This window comes from Acinetobacter sp. ANC5681 (genome assembly GCF_023488045.1).
Lineage (GTDB): Bacteria > Pseudomonadota > Gammaproteobacteria > Pseudomonadales > Moraxellaceae > Acinetobacter.
The window spans coordinates 1-25,154 of the sequence record NZ_JAMFKZ010000007.1; the positions used below are offsets into that span (position 1 = coordinate 1).

Sequence of the window (25,154 nt, forward strand, 5' to 3'; positions counted from 1 at the left end):
CCGAACTCAGAAGTGAAACCTCTTAGCGCTGATGGTAGTGTGGCATTTGCCATGTGAGAGTAAGTCATCGCCAGCTTTTAAATCTAAACACCCCTAACCTAATGGTTAGGGGTGTTTTTTATGTTACATTTGTTTTAATTATATGATTGTCATTGATTAAGAAGATGTTATGGATGAAATCTCATCAGAAAAAATTAAATCAAATTTTAAACAAGTAAAAAATATACTATCTAATTCTACCCGTGTACACATTGATCGAGTTGAATATAGGACTTTCGATGAAGGGATGTGTGATGCCATCTATTTTATTTGTAAAAAATCACAAGGTTTGAATTCATTAGAAGCATTTATAATACTGGTTATTCATCAACTTCATTTTTATGAAGAATAGGATATTCTTGAAACAACTACAACAGATTTAAAAAAGATTTTTGATATTTGGCTATTACCTATATTAGAGAAAGCTAATTTTAAAAAACTAACTGAATTAGAAGTACAAGAACAAACACAATGGATAGTGTATTGTATCCAAAAATTGATAAAGAAAAATCAGAATGCGAAAAATCTAAAATATTCTGATCGTTGGGGAATTTATCATAACGGTGTGGAGGTTACTCCAGTTGAAAGTTTTACTTTACCTATTTCTTCAGATATAAAATTAGCATTAGGATTAACAGCAGATTGGAATGAGATAGAGATATTTTATGAAACGTCCGATGAGTATGTGTTTTTCTCATGGTTTACGGGTGCATAATCGGTGAAGAAAGCTATAAATATGGGAAAAACTTTTCATAAATCTTAACGTTTTCTACTTTCCTCCTAAGTTCACAAGCCTATAATGCTTAAGAATCATTCCAAATCTAATAAGGAAATAACATGTCGACTGATCAACAATTTCCAACACCTGCAAACTTAGGTATCGCAGTATATTCAAACAATGCCGAAGCGATTGGTAATACGCCTTTAGTTCGTATCAATCGCTTGATTAAATCAGATGCTACAGTATTGGCAAAAGTGGAAAGCCGTAATCCTGCATTTTCAGTAAAATGCCGTATTGGCGCAGCGTTGATTGCGGATGCGGAAAAACGTGGTGTACTTAAAACGGGTATGCATATTGTTGAACCGACTAGCGGTAATACAGGTATTGCTTTAGCGTTTGTTGCAGCGGCAAAAGGTTATCCTATTACTTTAACTATGCCAGCAAGTATGAGCTTAGAGCGTAGAAAAGTACTGAAAGCTTTAGGCGCAAATCTTGTTTTGACCGAGCCAGCAAAAGGTATGAAAGGTGCGGTGGATGAAGCTGTTCGTTTAACCACTGAAAATCCTGAGCTTTATTTCCTACCACAACAATTTGAAAATCCAGCCAATCCACAGATTCATACAGATACTACAGGTCCTGAAATCTGGAATGCCACAGGGGGTAATGTTGACATTTTAGTGGCGGGTGTGGGAACTGGCGGCACCATTACAGGGATTTCACGTTATTTTGAGCAAGTGCAGAATAAGCCATTGTATTCAGTGGCAGTTGAACCAGCTGAATCACCAATTATTACCCAAACTAAAAATGGTGAGAGCATTACACCTGCACCGCATAAAATTCAGGGGATTGGTGCCAACTTTATTCCTAAAAACCTGGATTTGGACCTGGTTGATGAAGTCCTGCCAGTGAACAGTGCGGATGCGATTGACTGGGCAAGAAAGTGTGCAACGCAAGAAGGAATTTTAGTGGGTATTTCAAGTGGTGCGGCATTGGCGGCAGCGGCCCAGATTGCTGAACGTCCAGAAAATGCAGGGAAAACCATTGTGGTGATTTTACCTGACAGTGGTGAGCGTTATCTATCTTCAGTGTTATTTGAGGGCTTGTTTGACGAGGCTTAATCAGTCGTTGAATATAAAAAAACCATGCCTTTAGCGCATGGTTTTTTTATTGTCCAATTTAAAGTGCTTTCTTTAAAGCCTTTTCATGTCGCTTCACCGATCTTGCATATTTCTTGCCTTTGTGTCGTGTCCAGAAACTGCGTTGATAACCTGTTGGTCCAACATTGTAATAGGCAACGGCTTTTGACCAGTTTCCCGCAGATTTATAGTAGGTCGCAAGGACCTGGGTGCCACAGTTGATATTGACACTTTCATCATAAAGATTGCCAGGACAGGCCTGACGCCAATGACTTGGAATGATTTGGGTCAGTCCCACTGCGCCCGTCGGTGAGCGTGCGGCACTGTTGTAGTTGGATTCCTGTCGAATAATCGCCGCAATTAAAAGTGGCGAAACATCGTAACGCTCTGAGCTTTGAATGATGATGGGCGATACGCGATTGGCGGTACTAGGTGAAACAGAATAAGCGGTTTGTAATCCTGATGAGAGTTGATTGGAACGATTGGCAAATGATCCGCTTAGACTGCTGCATGCAGACAGGGTGATAGCGCTCAGAACCAGACCGATTCTTAAAAGCAGCAAGATGGGTTTTTCAAGAATGTATTGTTGAGTTGTTAGGATTTGCAAAGCAAACAATCAGAAAAATAAAATGATGAGTCATGGTATTAAGCCAAATTGAGGGAGTCAATAGCGATTATTTTATCGTTCTATGTCTATGCGAATTAAACACCAGGGCAATAAAAAAGCCCCGACATCCTGTCGAGGCTTTCTCATATTTGGTTTCTTACCGCCAACTCCTGTCAACGACCACGTCCTGTGCTTCTTGTTGTTCTGAATGAGACTTCCTGTCTCTCTATGATTTGTATATTAGGGGATAAACCTGCTATCAGCTATTCGCCAATCACCGCAACCTGTGTACGCTTTAACCTACAAAATACAGGATTATGGCCAGATAGTTACATTTTATCAGTGGGGGTTGAGGCAAGCAGCAGTATGTCCCGCAGAAAATTATATGCAATGCCCAACGTTTCAGGTTTTTTTAAAGGTGGTCATTACAGGGAGTCTAAAAAAGACTAAAATCAAATCAGACCTGTAGAAAAAGCTGATTTATGTCGGACATTGTCAAAACCCATATCGAATATGGTTCAAAATCGTTTACTGCGATTTTATGGTCTTTATTTTTTGCTGGTTTTGCATCCTTTTCATCGTTGTACTGTGTACAACCCATGATGCCAATTTTTGCAAAATTCTTTCAGGTTACACCGACGCATAGTAGTTTTCCTTTATCCTTTTCTACCGTCGCCTTAGCAATTGGTCTGTTATTCACAGGTTTTATTTCTGATCGTTTTGGACGTAAACCGATCATGGTTTGTGCCTTATTCCTCGTTTCGATTCTCTTATTGATTAGTGCTTCGTTTCCAATTTGGGAGATTTTTCTCAGCACCCGTATTCTCATTGGTTTAGCCGTGAGTGGGGTCGCAGCCGTTGCAATGACTTATATCGGCGAAGAAATTGCGCAGAAAGATATCGGTTTTGCGATGGGATTGTATATCTCTGGCACAGCGATTGGCGGCATGGGTGGACGTTTAATTGCAGGGGTATTGGTTGACTTTATTTCTTGGCAATCTGCAACCTATATCATTGGTTTTCTAAATTTTATTATTGCTTGTCTATTTTATTTATTGTTGCCCAAATCACAGCATTTCAAGCCATTTCCATTCCGATTTTCACGTTTTAAAGCCGCGTTTGAGCAAAATTTAAAAGACTCGAAACTACGAATTTTATTTGCCCAAGGCTTTATTTTAATGGGCTGCCTAGTCACAGTTTTTAACTATATCAGTTACCACTTATTAGAAGCGCCATTTCATTTATCACAAACATGGATTGGTTTGATTTCGATTGCTTATCTTGCTGGAATTTATAGTTCACCGAAAGCTGCGCAATGGGGGTATCAATATGGTCGAGCAAAAGTGCTGCCTTTTTTATTATTTAGCATGATGGTTGGTCTGTTCATTACGCTTATTCCTTCGCTTTGGGCAATTTTACTGGGATTGACGATTTTCACTTTTTCATTTTTTGCTGCACATTCAACTGCAAGTAGTTGGGTCTCCGTTCAAGCGGTACAATATCGGGCAGTAGCTTCTTCGCTGTATTTATTTTGCTATTACATCGGCTCAAGTTTGCTTGGGAGTAGTGGTGGTTTGGTCTGGGAGCATTTTGGATGGATTGGAATTAATTTGAGTGTCGGAGTGGTCTTAGTGATTGGTTTTGCGCTCGCGATACACTTAATGAAGAATGAAAATAAAACGACAATTAAAGTCGCATAAACTTGATAAAAGTCCTGAAAATTTAGTAATTTAAACAAGCACCTATTTGGGTGTAGAGATAATATTAAAATTGGGGGAGATAAGATGGAATTACATAGTCGTGTTTATTATAAGCATCCTGACTCAACAATCATGGGACAATTAGAGGTCTTATTTACCACACATCATGGAGATGAAGAAAAGTTCATTCAGACAGCTTTACTCATCAATCCGCAAGCGGATGAGATTACTCAAGAGCTAGTTGATTTGATTGATTCGATTGAACATGATCTTGCGCCAGAGACATTGCACTATGTTGATGGATTTGCTGTCCTAGATTTTACCCATGGCTCAAATGGCGATGAAAACATTGAAAATATTTTATTATTTTTAAAAGGATTATTACCTGATATTCATGCACAAGCTTGGGGCTGTGGTGATGATGATCCATGGGAGTTTTGGTTCAAATTTGATGGCGATGAGCTTATTCGTGAAGATGATGAACCATTGAATGATCCTGATGAAGATGAAGAAATTAAAGCTTCTATTTATACGTGGTGGCATCAAGATTTACCTTCTGAAATTAAAGAAGGCTTCTTGAACGAAGAAGTATAATTATCAACATTTTATGATGCTATTTCCTCAATAAGTTACAAATACTTTTTGGGGAAATGCTTCTGTTTGTTTTTTGATCTATAAAAATGAATTGAATTCATGCTAAAATGATCGGCTTTCATCTTTAGATGTCTCTCCTCCATCTGCTAGCCGAGATTCGCAAGCCATGTCTACTGCCTATACTATGCAGACCGCGCCAAAAGCGTTGTTTGATTACGACAAATATTGGGCGTCGTGTTTTGAACCCGCACCATTTTTGCCGATGTCACGAGAAGAAATGGATCAACTCGGCTGGGATGCGTGTGACTTTATTTTGGTTTGTGGTGATGCCTATATTGACCATCCGTCTTTTGTATCAGGTGTGATTGGGCGTGTACTTGAAGCACAAGGCTTCCGTGTCGGAATCATTGCACAACCAGATTGGACCAACGCAGAGAGCTTCCGTGTTCTAGGCAAGCCAACCATTGCATGGGGTGTGACCGCAGGGAATATGGATTCAATGATCAACCGTTATACGGCAGATCGTAAAATTCGTTCCGATGATGCCTATTCGCCAAACAATGAAGCAAATAAGCGTCCAGACCGTGCAGCAACAGTTTACTGTCAGCGTTGCCGTGAAGCTTTTCCTGACGTTCCTGTCTTGCTTGGTGGTATTGAAGGCAGCTTGCGTCGTATTGCACATTATGATTATTGGTCTGACAAAGTTCGCCGCTCTATTTTGATGGACTCAAAAGCTGATCTATTGATGTATGGTAATGGCGAGCGTGCGATTATCGATGTGATGCATCGTTTAGCCAAAGGTGAGAAAATCCACGAAATTACAGATGTTCGTGGTACAGCATTTATTATTAATAAGCATAATAAAGCATCTAAAGCCAAATTCGTTGAAATTGCCAGTAATGACGTGGATACCATTGGACGTGTCGATCCAATTATTAATCCTTATGTCATGACTGAAGATATTGATGGCTGTGAAGTTGAAAAAGAAAAAGGTAACTCATTAGCGCAGTATCAAAATTTCCAAAAAGAAATCGTTGCCAATCCAATCGTGCGTGAAGGCGACCAGCTCGATCCAGATACACAGATTGTGCAGTTAAAGCCTGCGCCATCAAAAGCGATTAAACATAAATTACCTCCACGTGAATTGGCCGTGATTCGTTTACCGTCTTTTGAAGCCGTTGCTGATGATCATGTGTTGTATGCCCATGCCAACCGCATCTTGCACCTTGAAACCAATCCGGGTAATGCACGTGCCTTAGTGCAGCGTCATGGTGAGCGGGACGTCTGGATCAACCCACCACCAATTCCTCTGACCACTGAGGAAATGGATTATGTGTTTGATTTACCGTATGCACGTTTACCGCATCCTTCTTATGGAAATGCACGTTTCCCAGCCTTTGATATGATTAAATTCTCGGTCAATATCATGCGTGGTTGTTTTGGCGGATGTACCTTCTGTTCAATTACTGAACATGAAGGTCGTATTATTCAAAACCGTTCTGAAGATTCGATTTTGCGTGAAATCGAAAAAATTCGTGATACGGCACCTCAATTTACAGGCATTATTTCAGACTTAGGTGGCCCAACTGCAAACATGTATCGTTTGCACTGTAACGACCCTGAAATTGAAAAAAATTGTCGTAAGCCATCTTGTGTTTATCCAGGGGTTTGTCAAAACCTACATACCGATCATGCACCTCTTGTTCAGCTTTATCGTAAAGCGCGTGAAATCAAAGGTGTGAAGAAGATTTTGATTGGTTCTGGTCTACGTTATGACCTTGCGGTATTGAACCCTGAATATGTGAAAGAATTGGTACAGCATCATGTGGGTGGCTATTTAAAAATTGCACCTGAGCATACTGAACAAGGCCCATTGTCGAAGATGATGAAACCGGGAATTGGGACGTATGACCGCTTTAAACAAATGTTTGAGCGTTTCAGTAAGGAAGCAGGTAAGGAACAATATCTCATTCCATACTTCATTGCAGCACATCCGGGTACCACCGATTATGACATGATGAACTTGGCGATTTGGTTGAAGAAAAATGGTTTCCGTGCTGATCAGGTACAAACCTTCTACCCATCACCAATGGCCACTGCGACCACGATGTACTACACAGGCAAAAATCCGTTGTCTAAAGTGGCACGTTATACTGAAAATGTCGATATTGTGAAAGGTGAAAAGCGTCGCCGTCTGCATAAAGCATTCTTGCGTTATCATGATCCAAATAACTGGCCTTTGTTACGTGAAGCACTGAAAGAGATGGGGCGTTCGGATTTAATTGGTAATTCGAAGCAGCATCTGATCCCAACCTATCAGCCACAAGGTACGGCTGAAGGTGAATATAAATCTGCACGTAAAAAGAACTCCACTGTTGCAGGTGATTCAGCGAAGCGTGGTCAAGCGCAATCTCAGCCACAATCAGGTCAGAAACGTCCACAAAAAGGGCAAATCTTAACGCAATATACAGGTTTACCGCCACGTGAAACAGGTGACAAAAAACCATTCTCAGGAAAATCAAAACCTAAAGTGAAACCAAAGCGTTAAATCAATAAAAAGAAGGCATCAGTCATGATGCCTTCTTTTTTATATATAAATGGTAGGGTAGTCGCAATCTGGTTATAAAAGTACAATTTATCGAAACATATACTGACAATATCCGCTTGAATATTTGCCTACTGATGATTATAAATATATATGCAGGATGCTTTTACGACTTTGGTCGACGAGTGAAACACGATTAAAAAAATTTAAGTTACACTGCTAAAATGACTTTAACTATCGTTGTTACTGATTAAAAAAATGGCTCAAAGCCAAAATGATTATAAAAAATCTAAAGGGATTCGTTAGAAATGTATTATTTCATAACAATAGTTGGATTGCTGTTGATTACAGCACTTGTGTTTCGACGTCTACATCCTAATCGGCGTCAAGATAGTCCATTAAAACGCCGTGGTATTCTCAATATTTCTGAGCAAATTACCTTGATGCGTTTACAAGCTGTATTACCTCGTCATACGATTTTGGCGCATGTTTCTTTTGATGCGCTATTAACGACAAAATTTGCACATACGCGTCGTAAGTATCAAGGTTTAGTTGCTGATTTTGTTGTACTTGATCAGCAACATCAAGTGCTTGCAATTATTGAGATTGCAGACGAGTCATATGTGAATCGTCTACATCAAAAGCATTATCAAGACAGCTTATTAGAATTAGCCGGTTATCGAGTATTGCGCTATAGCAGTATTCCAACGGAGCAAGAGTTACGTGAGAACTTAGTTCCTGATCTATTTGAACCGATCATGCCTGTTTCAATCACAGCAACCACAATGCCGCAAACGGAACGAGTTATGAAATATAATGTTCTAGCAGCAAAATCATCTTAATTGATTATGGACGTACTGCTGTCACGGTCATTTCAACCAAAACATCTGGCGTATACAGTTTAGACTCTACGCAGGTACGTGCTGGGGGATGACCTTCAGCAATCCATGCATCCCAAACCGCATTCATTGCTGCATAATCTTGTTCAATGTCTTTTAGAAAAATAAGGACAGATAAAATATGCGTTTTGTCTGTACCTGCTTCTGCGAGTAAACGATCGATATTATCTAAAGTTTGTTGTGTCTGTGCAGTAACATCGACACTGGTATCATCTGCCAGTTGACCTGCCAAATGAACTAGATTTCCTGAAATTGCGACTTCGCAATAACGTGAAGTGACATGCAGTCTTTGCACAGACATAATGGTAACCTAATGAAAAAAACATAGGCTGATTGTACTGCATGGCCCCTAACTACAGTGTAATTTTGTATAAATCAGGCAGCAAAGCTTTCCATGCGAACCAGCCTGCGTTGCTGGAAAAATAAAAGGCTTTAATCCTTGCCACAATTTCTCGTGCGCTAAAAGGCTTAGTACAATAATCATCAGCGCCGATTTCTAAACCGACAACCCGATCAATTTCATCATCGCGAGCGGTTAAAAATAATAAAGGTGTTTGATATTTTTGACGTAGTTGTTTGCAGACTTCAAAACCATTGAGATCAGGTAAACCCACATCTAAAATAATAAAATCAAAAGTCTGTTGAGAGAGTAATTCGAGTGCTTGCGTTCCTGTACTTGCCCAACTGACACTCCAACCTTCACGTTCAAGCGCGTAACGTAGTGGTAACACAATTGCGGCTTCGTCTTCAATACAGAGAATTTGTTTTTGATTCATAATAATCAGTAATCAATATTTTCTAATTTTATGATATTAGTTTAACTGAAGTCTGGATCGAGAGAACTAATGTTGAGAATTTTTATAAAAGATAAATAAGAAAAGGACACCTGAAGTGCCCTGTAATATTCGGATTTGATCGTCACGCTAACCACAGGAGCAAATGCTAAAAGCGAGGATTTCTTTAGCAAGGGCAAGCAACAAGGATAATGTTACCGCGCCGACTAGAGTACTGAAAACCGCATAAAAAGCAAACATAAATTTTAGTTTGGGATATGCTTTTGTGTAAAAAAACGCCACTACCACAAAGAAAGTTGAGATTCTTGTTGCATGGGCTGTAATTGATAGACGCCAACACCGACTAAACGGAATTGAAAAGTCGGGTCAATATGCATTTCATTCAGCAGTTGAAAGATGACTTGTGCTAAGTCTTGTTCAGATTGTAGCGCTTGTTTGAAACTTTTACTGTGTTGTAAAACCTGAAAATTTTTAAGTTTAAGTTTTATATTGACTCCCCGAGCAGTTAATTGTTTTTTATTCAGACTACGCCACACTTGCCCAGCTAGGGGCTGCCAAGTGTGATGACATTCTTCAAGTGTATAATCATCATCAAAAGTGGTCTCTTTTGATATTTGTTGGCGTTCTCGCTCAGCTTTGACTGGACGATGGTCAATCCCTTGAGCATATAAATACAGTTGTTTTCCGTATTTGCCAAAATGATGAATAAGTATATTTTCTTCTATTTTTTGTAGGTCACCGAGCGTGTGTAAATTCAGTTGACTTAATTTTTCTTGAGTGACTTTACCGACCCCTGGAATTTTATTGAGAGCTAAATCCTGAATAAAATTGAGTACCTGATGGGGTTTTATCACAAATAAACCATTAGGTTTGTTCCAATCAGAGGCGATCTTTGCCAAAAATTTATTGGGAGCTACACCAGCGGACGCAGTGAGTCCTGTTACTGCAAAAATATCAGCACGAATGTGTTCAGCGACCTCAGTCGCACTCGGAATGTTTTTTAGATTCTCAGTCACGTCTAAATAAGCTTCATCTAATGATAGCGGTTCAATCAGAGGAGTGTATTGTTGGAAAATCTGATGAATTTGAGCTGAGACTTCACGATATTTTTCAAAATTAGGCTCAATCACGATGACCTGAGGGCAGAGTTTTTTAGCTTGCCCCATCGACATGGCAGAGCGTAGGCCAAATACGCGAGCGGGGTAGGATGCTGCAGCAATTACAGCACGAGGGTGGTGTGATGAAATCACCACAGGCAAGTTTTTGAGATCAGGGAGCTCTCTGAGTTCAACCGATGCATAAAAGGCATCCATATCAATATGGATGATTTTGCGCAGTTCACTTGGCATCTACGATGCCTTGTTGTTTTAAAAAGATTCGCCACTGTTTTGGCGATTCTGCATAGACATTTAGATCAACAGGTTTTGGAATACCCTCTATCTTTCCACTTTGGCTATGTTGCCAAAAGAGCCATTTTCGGCCATCTTTTAATTCAGGTTTACCCTCATAATCCCTCACCCATAATGGGGTATTGCTAAAATTACCCATCAAGACAATGTGGTAAAAAGTCTTGGAAATATAAAAAATAGGTTGTTTGCCATAATGTTTATGGAGTTGATCATTCATGATCTGAATTTCTTTGAGTAACTGCTCTTTGGTATAGGTATTAATGCAACTACTGTCATATTCAAGATCAATCACAGGTGGTAAGGCATCTGCTTTCTTTGGCACAGTAGCGATAAAATTTTCAGCCTGAACGGTGCCATCACGGCAGAGACGGTAGAAATGATACGCACCGACATGTAAACCTCTTTCACGTGCTTTGAGCCAATTCTGCTGAAAATTTTGATCTTTGAAATCGCCACCTTCGGTGGCTTTGAGATACACGAATTGGTATTGCATCGGAGAGATCTTTTTCCAGTTAATCTCACCTTGATGATGCGATACATCAAATCCACGGATTGAATAATCTTGTGCTACGGCTTTTTGTTGATAGAACAAACCGAAATAACTCACAAGCCCAAGCATCACTGTTAAAGCGATGCTAGTCACCGTTGGGTAATGTTGAGAGAGCGAGTGCTTCAAGAGTTTCTTTGCCATATTTTATGCTATGCAAGATCGAGTTGCGTATTGGATTTACAGTATTGATCATGCAGAGATTGTACTCGGTTTAGCTTTTAGATTGATCATCTGATGGCTCAATTGTTCCACAAATTTACATGATGTATTGAGAGTAATCCTAGACATTCTCTTATGGAGACTCATCCGTAGTTTCTTTCGGAATCTGCCAAAAGATGATTGCAGTAATGATGTTAATACAACCCAGTGTAATCAATGTGGCATGGAAAGCACTGCTAATCGATGTCGTTGAAAAGTGCTGACTGAATAGATTAATCAATGTGCCTGCCATTGCGACACCAATACTCATAGACAGCATCATAATCATTGATAAAAAACTATTGCCACTGCTGGCATCGTGTTGTGGCAAGTCTTTGAGAGTGAGGGTATTCATGCCTACAAACTGTAGTGAGTTTAATGTACCAAAAATAAACAGATGTAAGACTTTCAACCAAAGTGGTGTAACTGCTGTCATTAATGAGAAGCTCGCAATACATAATCCGACCAAGATGGTATTGGTGAGTAGAAAACGACGATACCCTACACGTTGAATTAATGGACGAATAATTGGTTTCGAAAATAATGAACCCAAGACCAATGGAATCATCATTAATCCTGTAATGAAAGGTTCAAAGCCAAAGGCCACTTGTAACATCAAAGGTAAAATAAAAGGAATAGCATTGCTGCCCAAACGTGCGAAGAAATTACCTAATACACCGATCGAGAAGATTTTGTAACGGAATAAACGTCCATGAAATAGCGCATTTTGATGGGTATGCGCATGGTAGGCATAGCTAACGGTGGCAATTATGCCGATCAACAATAAGCTGATACTCACAAGATTTGAATATTGTGAGGAGGCCATATTTTCAATGCCTAAGGACAAACCGACCATCGCGACCATTAATAAGATAAAACCGCTGAAATCGAAAGTTTTCACTGTCGGCTCTTTTTGATTGGGCATGATCTTAAATGTCATGATCATACCGAGAATACCCATCGGAAGATTAATCAGAAAAATCCAATGCCATGTTGCGACTTCAACTAACCAACCGCCTAATGTAGGTCCCATCAGTGGACCGATTAACCCTGCCAAACTCATGAGACTCATGGCTGAAAGAAATTGGGAGCGTGGAATTAGTTTTAATAAAGCCAAACGACCTACAGGCATCAGTAATGCACCGCCGATACCCTGAATCACACGGAAAAACAACAGTTGCTCTAGGTTTTGCGATAAGCCACATCCCAATGAGGCCAAGCTGAAAATCACCATAGAGCTGAGATAAATATTACGAATCCCAAAACGATCGGCTAACCAGCCACTCAAGGGAATACAGGCTGCAACAGATAATACATAGGCGACAATTACACTATGCATTTGTAATGGATTTTCATTCAGTTGAATCGCCATGGCTGGTATTGCAGTATTCACGATGGTGGTATCTAAGGCTTGCATAAAAAAGCCAATCGAAACCAATATGACCAACCATCGAAATTCAGGCTGTACAGCTTGGTGTGTTGTCGTTGTCATGAGTTCTGACACATAAGAAATCGGTTCTAGTTTAATGCAACCCTATTGGAAATAAAGACCAAAATTGTCAAAGAGTGGTCATGGAACTGACATTAAAGTGTCATCTAACTTGCATCTCAAATCACTAAATTAACCATACAAAATAAGGGTATGGAATTTGATGATGAAATTTAAGATTTCAGTTTTATTGACAACATTGTTGTCTGTAGGGTTGGTTGCCTGTAATGAGAATGATAACGCTACGAGCTCAACAGAGGTTGTAGAAGCAACGCCTGAAACAATTAAGTTAAGTCTGTTAGGGCGTTATGAAACCAAGGTGTTTGTTAAAAGTGCAGCTGAGATTCCTGCGTATGATGCGGCAAGTAAACGCTTATTTGTAGTCAATGCACAAAAAGGTTTAGTCGATGTTTTAGATGCATCTAAACCAGCACAGCCTGTACACATTGCAGAGCTTTCAGCACGAACGTATTTAGCAAATTCTGAAGTAAATAGTGTTGCTGTGAAAAATGGCATTGTTGCGATTGCAGTACAAGCTGAGAATAAAACGGATGCAGGAATGGTGGTGTTTTTTAATGCCAAAGATCTCAGTTTTATTAGCAAAGTGAGTGTGGGTGCTTTACCTGATATGCTGACTTTTAGTCCAGATGCTAAAACGGTTTTAGTCGCAAATGAAGCAGAACCGAATGATGATTATTCGGTTGATCCTGAAGGTTCAATCAGCATTATTGATATCAGCAATATCCAACAACCTAAAGCCAGTGTGGCAGGTTTTAGTGCATGGAATAATCAAAAGTCAGATTTATTTGCCAAAGGAGTAGGTATCTTTGGTCCAAATGCCAGCGTTGCTCAAGATTTAGAACCTGAATATATAACCATTTCAGCAGATAGCAAAACCGCTTGGGTCACGTTACAAGAAAATAATGCAATTGCGAGAATAGATATCGCACAACAGAAAGTCACCGATATTTATCCATTAGGCTATAAAGACCATAGTTTGGTTGAGAATGCTTTAGATGTGAGTGATCGGGATTGTGATCCAAAAACGGATTGTAATGGTGATGGTGTTATTGATACCAAAGATAAAGATAAGGGAATGATCAATATCAAACCGTGGGCAGGTTTAGTGGGGATGTATCAACCAGATTCGATTGCGAATTATCAGGTGAATGGCCAAACTTATTTGGTGACTGCTAATGAAGGGGATTCACGAGCTTGGTTAAAAGATGCTGAGGCATATTTTGGTGGTGATACCAGTAAGGGCTTTGTAGAAGAAATTCGCATTAAAGACCTGTTTAAGAGTAGTGGTTTTACCAATAAAGTCAAAGATGAGTATCCAGCGCATTTACAGAAAATCGCTGTAGGCGTAAAAGGTGCACGATTAAATGCATCAACTTTTGCTTATTGTGGCGCAACGGCAACAGATGCAAAAGGCTGTCGTGAAGATGGTCAATTAGGTCGTTTAAAAGTGACGTGGACCAAAGGATACCAAGTGAATCAAGACGGTACACCAAAACTGGATGCAGATGGTTATCTGGTTTATGACAAACTCTATGCCTATGGTGCACGTTCATTTAGTATCTGGAATACCCAAGGTCAACTTGTTTGGGATTCGGGTAGCGAATTTGAAAAGAAAATAGCAGAGTTATTCCCTAAATACTTTAATAGTGATCATGAAGAAGTCACTTTTGATAAGCGAAGTGCTGCCAAAGGCCCAGAACCAGAAGGTATTACTGTGGGGACAATCGGGAAGAAAACCTTTGCTTTTATTGGTTTGGAACGTATGAGTGGTATCATGGCGTATGACATCACTACGCCGAATAAACCTAAGTTTATTGAATATTTTACTACCCGTAACTTTGTAGAAACCGATATTGCGCAGCAGGGTGATTTAGGACCTGAGGGGTTGATCTTTGTCTCTGCAAAAGACTCCCCAAATGGCAAGCCATTACTCGTGGTTGGTAATGAAGTCAGTGGTTCAACGGCTGTTTACCAAGTTAATCTTCAATAAACTCTTGGCATAAAAAAAACGGATCAATTTGATCCGTTTTTTTTATGTTGAGTATTTTAGACTTCGATACGTGTAGGACTATTCAAATTTTTAATTACATTGGTAATTTGTTCAAGCGAATCACAAATAATCACTTTGGCACGATGTTGAGGAGGTAAAAATCCTTCTTCAACAGCATGATCTAGTTGAGCAATCAAGGCATCATAAAAACGATTTACATTATAAATAATCATCGGTTTTTGGTGCTGATTGAGTTGGCCCCAAGTCGCTATTTCTAAAATCTCTTCAAAAGTACCTAAACCACCAGGTAAAGCAATAAAAGCACTGGCACGTTCTGCCATCAATGCTTTACGTTCATGCATGGTTTCAACAATATGAAGCTCTGTTAATTTATTGTGTGCAATTTCATAGTCCAACATAAACTCAGGAATTACACCGACTACTTCACCACTATGTTCGAGTACAGTATCTGCAACTTGACCCATTAAGCCAATACTTGCCCCGCCATAGACAATTCCAAGACCTTGATTCGCGATGTGTTGAGCAAGTTCGATGGCTTTATCTCGATAAATAGGTTTGTTACCTGTACGAGAACCGCAATATAACGCAATAAGAGATTGGGTGGTTTTTCTGGGAGTAGAAGAAATGGTTTTTTTATCTGTCATTCTAAATACACTATTCATTCGGTTTATTTTCACCTTATCATTTTCATTGTGCTTGTCTAGGTTAAATGACTTTTATGACAGTTTTATGCACACTTTACGTACAAAACAATATCATGAATTTTAGAAAAAATTTGAAAACAACAAGCACATAAAAAAGATGAATTTCACTGCAATCTTGCCTATACTGAAAATCCTTTTATTAATTTATGTACCTCTATGAGTAGTGGTTGTTGTCGCTCCGCTTTGTTCTTATTTCCTAAAAAAAATGTTTTGGCTATTTGTGCCGACCTTTTAAAATTTCAACTACATAACGATATTGCTGATTTTGCAGAGGAGTCACATCAATGATTTTTGAATGGATGTCTGATCCTGCTGCATGGGTTGGCTTAGCTACATTGGTGGTGCTTGAAATCGTACTAGGCATTGATAACCTAGTATTTATTGCAATCTTGGCAGAAAAACTACCACCAGAACAACGTAATGCTGCTCGTAGAGTTGGTTTGATTCTCGCCTTAATCATGCGTCTAGGATTGCTTGCTGCAATTGCATGGGTTGTGACTCTAACTGAACCACTGTTCCATATTTTTGACCATGCCTTTTCTGGTCGTGACCTGATTTTACTGTTTGGTGGTGTGTTCTTACTCTTCAAAGGTACGATGGAGTTACATGAACGAATCGAGGGTCACCAAACACTGAAAGAAGAAAATCCTGTACATGCGACTTTTTGGATGGTGATTGTTCAGATTGTAGTTTTAGATGCCGTATTTTCTTTAGACAGTGTGATTACCGCAGTTGGTATGGTGAAGCATCAAAGTGTCATGATGCTGGCAATGATTATTGCTGTTGGTATTATGCTTTGGGCATCCAAACCGCTGATGGATTTTGTGAATAAGCATCCAACGGTCGTGATTCTGTGTCTTGGCTTCCTGATGATGATCGGTTTCTCGTTAGTGGTTGAGGGCTTTGGTTTCCATATTCCGAAAGGTTACTTGTACGCTGCGATTGGTTTCTCTGTCTTAGTCGAAATCGTGAATCAGACCATGCGTCGCAATCAAGAGAAATTGGTGACGACGACTGATTTACGTTATCGCACAGCTTCTGCGGTATTACGTATGTTGGGCAGTAAAGGTAATGGTAGTGAAGGCCAAAATAAAGAAGCCGAAGATGTTTTAGCGACTCAAGCCTATGCCAAAGAAGTTTTTGACGAAGATAATGGGGTCTATCACAGCGTATTGGTACAGGGTGTTTTAGGCTTATCTGAACGTCCTGTGAAATCGGTGATGACGCCGCGTCCTGAATTAGAATGGTTAGATTTAGACGCTGATCCGGCAGAGTTGAAAGAACGTTTAATGGCAATGACCCATTCGCGGTTGATTATTGCGCGTGGTGAATTAGACAATATTGAAGGTGTTGTTTTAACGCATAAAGTGTTGAATGAATATATTGAAACAGGTGCAATTGATTTCAGTAAACACTTACGTGAGCCTGTGATTGTGCATGAAAATGCACAAGTATTAATGGTGATGGAGCAGTTACGTCAGGCTCCATTACAAATTGCCATCGTTTTAAATGAATACGGTTCTATCGAGGGAATTGCAACGCCGATAGATGTATTAGAGGCGATCGCAGGTGAGTTCCCTGATGAAGACGAATTGGAAGCTGTGGCTGCCAGTTTGGATGATGGTTCAATGTTATTAGAAGGTTCAACGGACATTCGCCATGTATCACTGTTATTAGGTAAAGATCTGGTTGATGAAAGTGAAGAATATTCAACTTTATCTGGTTATGTGTTATTCCATTTAGGTCGTTTACCTGAAAATGGGGAAATGGTTGAAGCTGATGGCTATCGTTTTGAAGTCGTCACAATGGATGGACACAAAATTGAAAAAGTGCGTATTATTGCCAAAGAAAAGTTAGCCGATACATAATTAAGTTTGTTTTAAATAGCCTCTGAGTTTTACCATCGTGATTACGGTCGTTTTGCTCAAGGCTATTTTTATTTGAGTATTGAAATGACATTGACAGAGAATTGTCCATGTGGAAGTGGGCTATATGTAACATGTTGCCAGCCTTTGCATTTGAAACAACAATTTGCTCAAAATGCAGAGCAATTAATGCGTTCGCGTTACAGTGCTTTTGCTTTACAACAGATTGATTATATTTTGGAAACTACCGCTTTGGGGCAGCAAGCCGCTTTGGATCGAGATGCGATTGCAGATTGGAGTCAATCCAATCAGTGGCTAAAATTAGAAGTCGTGCAGCACCAGCCAAAACTGGATAAAACCCATGCCTTGGTAGAATTCAAGGCCCATTATTGTGATAAAAATCAGGGTGACAAACAGGCGCATATTCATCATGAAATTTCACATTTTGTTTTGCATCAACAACACTGGTACTTTCTTGATCCAACCTTGGATCTGCAAATCACTATGAAACAACCCTGTATTTGCGGTTCAGGGAAAAAATTTAAACAATGTTGTGCGCAATTCATTTAAGTTTGCCTTAAAATAGCGCACACTTTGATGCCTGATTTAGGGATGTCGGCAGATGTTACTCACCGTGATTTATATTATTGCCATTACTGCGGAAGCGATGACAGGGGCGTTATCAGCAGGACGACGTAGTATGGACTGGTTTGGGGTAACGCTGATTGCTTGTGTGACCGCTTTAGGTGGTGGTTCTGTTCGAGATGTTTTGCTAGGCCATTATCCTTTAACGTGGGTCAAACATCCTGAATATTTGGTTCTGACTTGTTGTGCAGCGTTTGTCACCATTATTATCGCCAAATGGATGAAGCATTTACGCAGTGTATTCTTATTGCTCGATGCCATGGGTTTAATTGGTTTTACGATTATTGGTTGTCAAATTGCATTATCGATGGGGCATGGTTTTGTAGTTTCTGCCGTGGCAGGCGTGTTAACAGGAGTTTCAGGCGGTATCCTACGAGATATTCTCTGTAATGATGTGCCTTTAGTGTTCCGCCGTGAGTTGTATGCTAGTATTTCTTTTGTTGCGGTGATCTGTTATTGGGTCTGTTTAGAGATCGGATTGCAGCACGATCTTACCGTGATTTTCACCTTAGTATTTGGTTTTACTTTACGTGTAATTGCCATTTATTTTGGCTTGGAAATGCCGAAATTTATTTATAAAGAGGATGATGCTGAGTCTGCTTCTTCAATAGATGAGCATTGATTAATAAATAACAAAGAGAGTAGAGCATTTTAGGTTGAAATACCTCAATTTCCCTTACAACACATCAATTAACCGTTACTTGAATCTTAAATTAAAAATGAATCTTTTATCTGTACAAGAAATGGCTCCTGATGTTATGGAGTTCGATATAGGTCAACAAATAATGATAGGTCTTGATTATTGTCTTGGACGCAATAATAGAGGCAAAAATCTTTTGTTGGGTAGGAATTGGCTATGGATTGCAGCAACTTATAATAGATCGCTTGTTGCTGAATATAATTGGGCTTCAACTTGGATGGAGCAACCCGAATATAACGAAAGTGATGTTATCTATATTGAAGATATCGAGGTAATTGCTGAGCAAGGCAATGCAGCCGCTTTGTATCTATTGGGAGTTTATCATTCTGGTTCAAATGAAGATAAGCAGGTCGATATTGATCTTGCATTGAAATATTATGAGAAAGCCGCACAGCAGCAATTCTATCCTGCTATTAATAATCTTGCAGATAAATATGAAAATGGCACTGGTGTTGCAAAGAATCTAAAAATAGCCTTTGAGTTTTATTCTACGGCAGCCGATCAAGGAATTGCAGCATCTCAGTTTAGTTTGGGTCTTTTTTACTTAAAGGGACTTTATGTCGAAAAAGATGAAGAATTAGCTAGAGAGTGGTTAAAAAAGGCGGAGAAAAATGGCTGGTTTCCCGCATCAGAAATTCTATTGAATATGTTGCATTAAGCTTAACAAGACACCATTTGACGTTTAAACAACAACAAGGGCTTGTCACAAGGCATTCATCCACATAGCATACAAAGCATTGACGATAACAATGATTTTGGATGACTTGCTGAAATGACCAGCCTTGCACATCATGCAACCGAAAACCGCTCCGTAGCCGAATTCACAGAACAAGCTTACTTAAATTATGCCATGTACGTGATTATGGATCGTGCATTGCCGCATATCAGCGATGGTTTAAAACCTGTACAACGTCGTATTGTTTATGCAATGAGTGAGCTGGGTTTAAAATCCACTGGTAAGCCGAAGAAGTCAGCCCGTACTGTTGGTGATGTACTCGGTAAATATCATCCACATGGTGACTCAGCCTGTTATGAAGCGATGGTGTTGATGGCACAGCCATTCAGCTACCGTTATCCATTGATTGAAGGTCAAGGCAACTGGGGTTCACCTGATGACCCTAAGTCATTTGCTGCAATGCGTTATACCGAAGCCAAATTGTCTGCTTATAGTGAATTATTACTGAGTGAGCTTGGGCAAGGAACGAGTGAATGGCAAGATAACTTTGATGGTTCGATGAAAGAACCGATTACTTTGCCTGCAAGGATTCCCAATATCCTACTGAACGGTACGACGGGTATTGCGGTGGGAATGGCAACTGATATTCCACCGCATAACTTACGTGAAGTGGTCAAAGGTACGATTGCGCTGATTCGTAACCCTGAAACCACTGATGAAAAATTAGCAGAATATATTCCAGCACCCGATTTACCGACCAAAGCTGAAATTATTACGCCACCAGAAGAATTACTGAAAATCCAAACTACAGGGCGTGGTAGCTATCGTGCGCGTGCAGTGTATACGGTCGAAAAAAATGAGATTGTGATTACTGAGCTACCTTATCAAGTTTCAGGTTCAAAAGTCGTCACGCAAATTGCAGATCAAATGATTGCGAAAAAGTTGCCTTTGGTGGCAGATATTCGTGATGAATCAGATCATAAAAATCCAACACGCTTAGTCATTGTATTGCGTTCTAATCGTGTAGATGCTGAAACGGTGATGAGCCATTTATTTGCGACCACTGATTTAGAATCAAGCTATCGCGTTAATTTGAATATGATTGGTGCAGATGGTCGTCCTCAAGTCAAATCGATTCGCCGTATTTTGTTGGAATGGATTGAGATCCGTAAGCAAACCGTAACACGACGTCTACAATACCATTTAACTAAAATCGAAAAGCGTTTGCATATCTTGGCAGGCCTTTTAATTGCTTATTTAGATATTGATACCGTGATTCGGATTATTCGTGAAGAAGATCAACCAAAACCTGTTTTGATGCAGCACTTTGGGATTGATGATATTCAGGCTGAGGCAATTTTGGAGCTCAAGCTTCGTCATTTGGCTAAACTTGAAGAAATGGAAATCCGCCGTGAACAAGAAGAACTGGAAGCAAAAGCAGCGATTATTCGCGAGCAACTTGCAAATCCTGAATCATTGAAGAATTTAATTATTGGTGAGTTAAAAGAAGACGCGAAAAAGTTCGGTGATGATCGTCGTTCACCGATTGTGACACGTGCAGATGCGGTACAAATCAAAGAGCAAGATTTAATGCCTGCGGAAACAGTAACTGTGGTCTTGTCAGAAGCAGGCTGGGTGAGAGCCGCTAAAGGTGGTGACGTTGATGCAGCAAATCTAAATTTCCGTGCAGGTGATCAATATTTGAGTCATGCAGTTGGGAAAACTAATCAGAGAGTCTACTTTTTAGATGAAACAGGGCGGAGTTATGCGCTGCCGATTAGTAGTCTCCCTTCTGCACGTGGTTTAGGCGAGCCATTGAGCTCAAAGCTTGCACCAGCCAGCGGCGTGTCATTTATTCAAGTATTTGTTGATGAGGACAGTAATGAGTTACTTGCTGTCAGTTCAAACGGATATGGATTTAAAACGCAAGCGGCGCAGTTAGATACCAATGCGAAAGCAGGTAAAGCCTTTTTGACAGTTGCAGACAATGCAACTGCTTTACCTTTATTGCCAATTCAACAAGCCACACATGTTGCAATTCTCAGTTCATCAGGGCGCTTATTGATCATAGATTTGGCTGAATTACCTGTTCTGAATAAAGGTAAAGGTAACAAGTTGATACAACTTGATGAAAAAGAGCAAATTTTATCCATGACAACACTGAGTTTAGATGAAATAATCCAAGTCGCTGCAGGACAACAACACCTAAAACTGAAAGGGGACGATCTCCAAAAATATATAGGAAAAAGAGCAACAAAGGGGCAACTTTTACCACGGGGATATCAAAAAGCAAATAGACTCCTCATTCAGAGATAAGGCTAGTATTCTGTGATAAAAATACGTTATATATGACAAGGTATTCATATTATTTGAATAGATTGACAGGGCAATTCCAAAAGTTAAAAAAAAGTTTTGTCATGGAAAGTAACGTCGTTACATTTTTAAGGATTACTACTCGGAGATAATGGCATTATGGAAAAGATTTGGTTTGCAGAATACCAAAAGACAGGAATCCCAGAAACAGTTGCGCTGCCTGCTGAAAACACCTCACTTGTTGATATTTTTGAACGCAATTTCCAAAAATTTGGTTCACGTGATGCCTTTATCTTCATGGATAAAGTTTTAACGTATAATGAATTAGAAGTCGCCAGCCGTAAATTTGCCACCTACCTGCAAGGTCTGGGCTTGAAAAAAGGATCGCGCGTTGCGGTGATGATGCCGAACGTATTCCAGTACCCAGTAGTTGCTCTAGGTGTATTCCGTGCAGGCTTAGTATTGGTCAATGTAAACCCACTTTATACTTCACGTGAGCTTGAGCATCAGTTAAATGACTCTGGGGCAGAAGCTCTTGTAATCATCGAAAACTTTGCTAGTGTTTATCAAAGCATTATTGGTAAAACACCAGTGAAGCATGTTGTGGTTGCTTCTGTCGGTGACATGCTCGGTACACTGAAAGGTACGATTGTAAACTTCGTTTTACGTAAAGTACGTAAACAAATTCCAGCATGGAATATTCCTGGCCACGTTAAATTTAATGCAGCGTTAGGTAAAGCGAATCCAAGCAATTATAAACGCCCAAGTTTGACCTTAAGCGATACTGCTGTACTGCAATATACAGGTGGTACGACAGGTGTTTCTAAAGGTGCTGAGTTAACACACCGTAACTTGGTTTCTAACCTATTACAATGTGATGGTATTTTCTCAAGTAAATTTGGCACAGGTGACGGTTCTAAAGATGATCGTATCGTGTGTGCATTACCGCTTTATCACATCTTTGCATTCATGGTGTGCGCGCTTTACGGTATGTATAAAGGTCAAGCGAATATCTTGATTCCGAACCCACGTGACCTACCAGCAGTCGTTGGCGAATTACGTAAATACCAACCTTCTTTCTTCCCAGCAGTAAACACCTTGTTTAATGCCCTAGTGAATAACGAAGAATTCAAACAGCTTGACCATAGCAAATTGAAGATGGCAATGGGTGGTGGTATGGCTGTATTACCATCTACGGCTGCTGCTTGGCAGAAAGTAACAGGTACGATCATTATCGAAGGTTATGGTTTATCTGAAACATCGCCAGTGGCGACTGCAAACCCGCCTGCAACAACAGAGTTTAGTGGTACGATTGGTATCCCATTACCATTGACTGAAGTTGCTTTACTTGATGATGATGGTAACGAAGTGGCATTTGGTGAGCAGGGTGAAATTTCGATTCGTGGCCCACAGGTAATGAAAGGCTACTGGAATCGTCCTGATGAAACTGAGAAAGTCATGACCAAAGACGGTTTCTTCCGTACGGGTGATGTTGGTGTCATGGATTCACGCGGTTATTTCAAAATTGTAGACCGTAAAAAAGATATGATCTTGGTTTCAGGCTTTAACGTTTACCCGAGTGAAATTGAAGAAGTGATTGCGAAGCATCCAAAAGTATTGGAAGTTGCTGCGATTGGTGTGCCAGATGAAAAATCAGGTGAAGTGCCTAAATTATTCATCGTGAAAAAAGATCCTTCATTAACAACTGAAGAAATTATTGCTTATGCAAAACAAAACTTAACAGGCTATAAATGCCCACGTTATGTTGAGTTTATGGATGATCTACCAAAATCAAACGTAGGTAAGATCTTACGTAAAGATTTACGTAAACCAGCTTAAGAATCCCACTTAGCCTCCGTTTAAAATAAGGGAGCTATTGGAAATAAAAAACGCCACAATTGTGGCGTTTTTTTTATTTGGGCTTATTGAGTACTATTTGACTTCATTAACCAACGATCAATATAAGGCCGTCCAATCCCAACAATGCCGACAAATACAAGCATGGTCGCAAGTTGAAAACGTAACCGAATTGGGTCAATTCCATTAAAGCTGAAGTAATTGTCCGCAAAAACGTAGAGAACAACTATCGTTAGCCAATGCCAAAGTGTGAGCCTTTTAATTCCAACCGCATAAAATGCAAGTGTGAGAATCGCGAAAGTCCCCAAAGTTGATTGCCAATTGAGGTTTGCACAAATCACGCTGAGTAGAAATGCGATGATGGGCAACACTACTTTGAGAACGCGGTCAACTAAAAGCTGATGCTCTCGTTGTTGAGCAAGAACATCAAACAATTTGTTTTGATCTTGAGCTGGCATAACATGACCTTGAGATTGAATCAAAGAAAACTACTTTTAAAACTAGCAAAATATATAAAAGCAGTGCTTGTTGAACAAGCACAAATGAAAGTTTGATAAATTATAAGTTATGATAGCATGATCACAAGAACTTCAAATGATGGATATCAGCATGCAAGGTATTAGCGGCATTATATTGATTCTTATCGTTGCGTGTTTATTGCCATATGCTTTTACCTTAATTGCAAAAGCAAAAGGTGGCTTCCAAGCAAAGGATAATCAGAATCCGCGTGATTTTTTGGCGAAAACGACAGGTCTAGCTGCAAGAGCCAATGCAGTACAACAGAATAGTTTTGAAAGTTTACCCTTATTTATCGCTGCAATTTTAATGGCTGAATATATGGTTGTGCCTGAGAAATTTATTCTGAGCTTAGGCTGGGCGTATATTATATTTCGCATTATTTATGGTATCTGTTATTTAGCGAATCTAGCCACTTTACGTTCGATTATTTGGTTTTTTTCAATATTTTGTCCAATTTTACTGTTTGTGATTACGATTAAACTGACCTAAATCGATGTTGAGTATAAAATTCATTAACGCTCAACATATCTAGCATCATTTTTATGGTATTCACGCTATAATCTGTCGGATTTACATCTAAGTTCACAAGATAAACGAGTGTTGATATGAGTTATAGCAATATTCCTGCGGGTAAAGACGCACCAAATGACATCTATGTCATCATTGAGATTCCTGCAAATGCAGCGCCAATCAAATACGAAATCGATAAAGATTCTGATGCGTTATTTGTAGACCGTTTTATGGGTACAGCAATGTTCTACCCAGCTAACTATGGTTATGTACCAAATACATTATCTGAAGATGGTGACCCATTAGACGTACTTGTTGTAACTCCACATCCTGTTGCTGCGGGTTCAGTGATCCGTTGCCGCCCAGTGGGTAAATTAAAAATGGAAGATGATGGTGGTATCGATGCGAAACTCATCGCAGTTCCACATGAGAAGTTATCTCCTCTCTATAAAGATGTGAAAGAATATACAGATCTTCCACCTTTATTGATTAGCCAAGTTGAGCACTTCTTTGCTCACTATAAAGATTTAGAGCCAGGTAAATGGGTAAAAATCAGCGGGTGGGAAGGTGCTGACGTTGCAAAAGCTGAAGTATTGAAAGCAATCGAAGCTGCTAAGAAGTAATTTTCTGAGTAGATTCAGCTAGATTTTAT

Annotated in this window: 23 protein-coding genes, 1 rRNA gene and 2 pseudogenes; 18 read left to right on the forward strand and 8 right to left on the reverse strand. The window is 39.7% G+C overall.

Going from position 1 to position 25,154, the window contains the following annotated elements; translation table 11 throughout:
* The 4 genes from rrf to cysK all read left to right on the forward strand — a co-directional run.
* A 5S ribosomal RNA gene (rrf, locus tag M5121_RS15980) occupies positions 1-76 on the forward strand; the annotation flags it as partial.
* 93 nt (positions 77-169) lie between these two features.
* Entirely contained in the window at positions 170-391 is a 222-nt protein-coding gene (locus M5121_RS06060) for a hypothetical protein (protein ID WP_249570645.1), read from the forward strand.
* A 144-nt stretch (positions 392-535) separates the two neighbouring features.
* Positions 536-754, forward strand: a complete 219-nt coding sequence (locus tag M5121_RS06065; RefSeq protein WP_249570646.1) for a hypothetical protein — start codon at positions 536-538, stop codon at positions 752-754.
* 122 nt (positions 755-876) lie between these two features.
* Positions 877-1,878, forward strand: a complete 1,002-nt coding sequence (gene cysK, locus M5121_RS06070; protein WP_249570647.1) for a cysteine synthase A — start codon at positions 877-879, stop codon at positions 1,876-1,878.
* Positions 1,879-1,936: 58 nt separating this feature from the next.
* Here cysK and M5121_RS06075 read toward each other — a convergent pair whose 3' ends face one another.
* A complete protein-coding gene (locus tag M5121_RS06075) occupies positions 1,937-2,503 on the reverse strand; it encodes a lytic transglycosylase domain-containing protein (protein ID WP_004674211.1) in 567 nt (188 codons plus the stop codon).
* 329 nt (positions 2,504-2,832) lie between these two features.
* On the opposite strand from M5121_RS06075, the pseudogene M5121_RS06080 reads away from it, so the two are divergent.
* From M5121_RS06080 to M5121_RS06100, 5 genes and pseudogenes are all read left to right on the forward strand, one after another.
* Positions 2,833-2,972, forward strand: a pseudogene (locus M5121_RS06080) (MerR family transcriptional regulator); the annotation flags it as partial.
* 13 nt (positions 2,973-2,985) lie between these two features.
* On the forward strand, positions 2,986-4,203 hold the full coding sequence (locus M5121_RS06085) for an MFS transporter (RefSeq protein WP_249570648.1): 1,218 nt from the start codon (positions 2,986-2,988) through the stop codon (positions 4,201-4,203).
* Positions 4,204-4,287: 84 nt separating this feature from the next.
* The gene (locus M5121_RS06090) at positions 4,288-4,797 is read left to right on the forward strand and encodes a hypothetical protein (protein ID WP_249570649.1); all 510 of its coding nucleotides are present in this window, start codon (positions 4,288-4,290) and stop codon (positions 4,795-4,797) included.
* A 166-nt stretch (positions 4,798-4,963) separates the two neighbouring features.
* Positions 4,964-7,345, forward strand: a complete 2,382-nt coding sequence (locus M5121_RS06095; RefSeq protein WP_249570650.1) for a YgiQ family radical SAM protein — start codon at positions 4,964-4,966, stop codon at positions 7,343-7,345.
* Between the two features lie 305 nt (positions 7,346-7,650).
* Complete coding sequence (locus M5121_RS06100) at positions 7,651-8,184, forward strand: DUF2726 domain-containing protein (protein ID WP_005218803.1); 534 nt, start codon at positions 7,651-7,653, stop codon at positions 8,182-8,184.
* A 4-nt stretch (positions 8,185-8,188) separates the two neighbouring features.
* Here M5121_RS06100 and M5121_RS06105 read toward each other — a convergent pair whose 3' ends face one another.
* The 5 genes and pseudogenes from M5121_RS06105 to mdtD all read right to left on the reverse strand — a co-directional run bounded on the left by M5121_RS06105 (position 8,189) and on the right by mdtD (position 12,684).
* Complete coding sequence (locus M5121_RS06105) at positions 8,189-8,542, reverse strand: RidA family protein (protein ID WP_178882881.1); 354 nt, start codon at positions 8,540-8,542, stop codon at positions 8,189-8,191.
* Between the two features lie 121 nt (positions 8,543-8,663).
* A pseudogene (locus M5121_RS06110) lies at positions 8,664-9,020 on the reverse strand (response regulator); the annotation flags it as partial.
* Between the two features lie 296 nt (positions 9,021-9,316).
* Complete coding sequence (gene dinB, locus M5121_RS06115; protein WP_249570691.1) at positions 9,317-10,372, reverse strand: DNA polymerase IV; 1,056 nt, start codon at positions 10,370-10,372, stop codon at positions 9,317-9,319.
* A 1-nt stretch (position 10,373) separates the two neighbouring features.
* Positions 10,374-11,135 (reverse strand): glycoside hydrolase family 25 protein, encoded by a 762-nt coding sequence (locus M5121_RS06120; protein ID WP_249570651.1) that lies wholly within the window; start codon positions 11,133-11,135, stop codon positions 10,374-10,376.
* Positions 11,136-11,286: 151 nt separating this feature from the next.
* Positions 11,287-12,684, reverse strand: a complete 1,398-nt coding sequence (mdtD, locus tag M5121_RS06125) for a multidrug transporter subunit MdtD (RefSeq protein ID WP_249570652.1) — start codon at positions 12,682-12,684, stop codon at positions 11,287-11,289.
* A 163-nt stretch (positions 12,685-12,847) separates the two neighbouring features.
* On the opposite strand from mdtD, the gene M5121_RS06130 reads away from it, so the two are divergent.
* A complete protein-coding gene (locus tag M5121_RS06130; RefSeq protein WP_249570653.1) occupies positions 12,848-14,692 on the forward strand; it encodes a choice-of-anchor I family protein in 1,845 nt (614 codons plus the stop codon).
* A gap of 56 nt (positions 14,693-14,748) precedes the next feature.
* Here the strand turns inward: M5121_RS06130 and M5121_RS06135 are convergent, their stop codons facing one another.
* Complete coding sequence (locus M5121_RS06135) at positions 14,749-15,375, reverse strand: LOG family protein (protein ID WP_087536517.1); 627 nt, start codon at positions 15,373-15,375, stop codon at positions 14,749-14,751.
* Between the two features lie 326 nt (positions 15,376-15,701).
* On the opposite strand from M5121_RS06135, the gene M5121_RS06140 reads away from it, so the two are divergent.
* The 6 genes from M5121_RS06140 (at position 15,702) to M5121_RS06165 (ending at position 23,455) form a co-directional block, all read left to right on the forward strand.
* On the forward strand, positions 15,702-17,285 hold the full coding sequence (locus M5121_RS06140) for a TerC family protein (protein ID WP_178882884.1): 1,584 nt from the start codon (positions 15,702-15,704) through the stop codon (positions 17,283-17,285).
* Between the two features lie 84 nt (positions 17,286-17,369).
* Positions 17,370-17,852, forward strand: coding sequence for a YchJ family protein (locus tag M5121_RS06145; RefSeq protein ID WP_005163214.1), 483 nt, complete (start codon positions 17,370-17,372; stop codon positions 17,850-17,852).
* A 52-nt stretch (positions 17,853-17,904) separates the two neighbouring features.
* The gene (locus M5121_RS06150; protein WP_241335769.1) at positions 17,905-18,549 is read left to right on the forward strand and encodes a trimeric intracellular cation channel family protein; all 645 of its coding nucleotides are present in this window, start codon (positions 17,905-17,907) and stop codon (positions 18,547-18,549) included.
* Positions 18,550-18,583: 34 nt separating this feature from the next.
* Positions 18,584-19,285 (forward strand): tetratricopeptide repeat protein, encoded by a 702-nt coding sequence (locus tag M5121_RS06155; RefSeq protein WP_249570654.1) that lies wholly within the window; start codon positions 18,584-18,586, stop codon positions 19,283-19,285.
* A gap of 114 nt (positions 19,286-19,399) precedes the next feature.
* Positions 19,400-21,619 carry a DNA topoisomerase IV subunit A gene (parC, locus tag M5121_RS06160; protein WP_249570655.1) on the forward strand — a complete coding sequence of 740 codons (2,220 nt, stop codon included), beginning with the start codon at positions 19,400-19,402 and terminating at the stop codon, positions 21,617-21,619.
* 156 nt (positions 21,620-21,775) lie between these two features.
* Positions 21,776-23,455: an AMP-binding protein gene (locus M5121_RS06165; protein WP_178882886.1), complete on the forward strand. Its 1,680-nt coding sequence runs from the start codon at positions 21,776-21,778 to the stop codon at positions 23,453-23,455.
* An 83-nt stretch (positions 23,456-23,538) separates the two neighbouring features.
* Here the strand turns inward: M5121_RS06165 and M5121_RS06170 are convergent, their stop codons facing one another.
* Positions 23,539-23,931 (reverse strand): hypothetical protein, encoded by a 393-nt coding sequence (locus M5121_RS06170; protein WP_087547845.1) that lies wholly within the window; start codon positions 23,929-23,931, stop codon positions 23,539-23,541.
* Positions 23,932-24,082: 151 nt separating this feature from the next.
* Here M5121_RS06170 and M5121_RS06175 point away from each other — a divergent pair, with 151 nt between their 5' ends.
* Together M5121_RS06175 and ppa are read left to right on the forward strand one after the other, a co-directional pair.
* The gene (locus tag M5121_RS06175) at positions 24,083-24,481 is read left to right on the forward strand and encodes an MAPEG family protein (RefSeq protein ID WP_249570656.1); all 399 of its coding nucleotides are present in this window, start codon (positions 24,083-24,085) and stop codon (positions 24,479-24,481) included.
* A 116-nt stretch (positions 24,482-24,597) separates the two neighbouring features.
* The gene (gene ppa / locus M5121_RS06180; protein WP_046737873.1) at positions 24,598-25,125 is read left to right on the forward strand and encodes an inorganic diphosphatase; all 528 of its coding nucleotides are present in this window, start codon (positions 24,598-24,600) and stop codon (positions 25,123-25,125) included.
* The last annotated feature ends 29 nt before the right edge of the window (positions 25,126-25,154 follow it).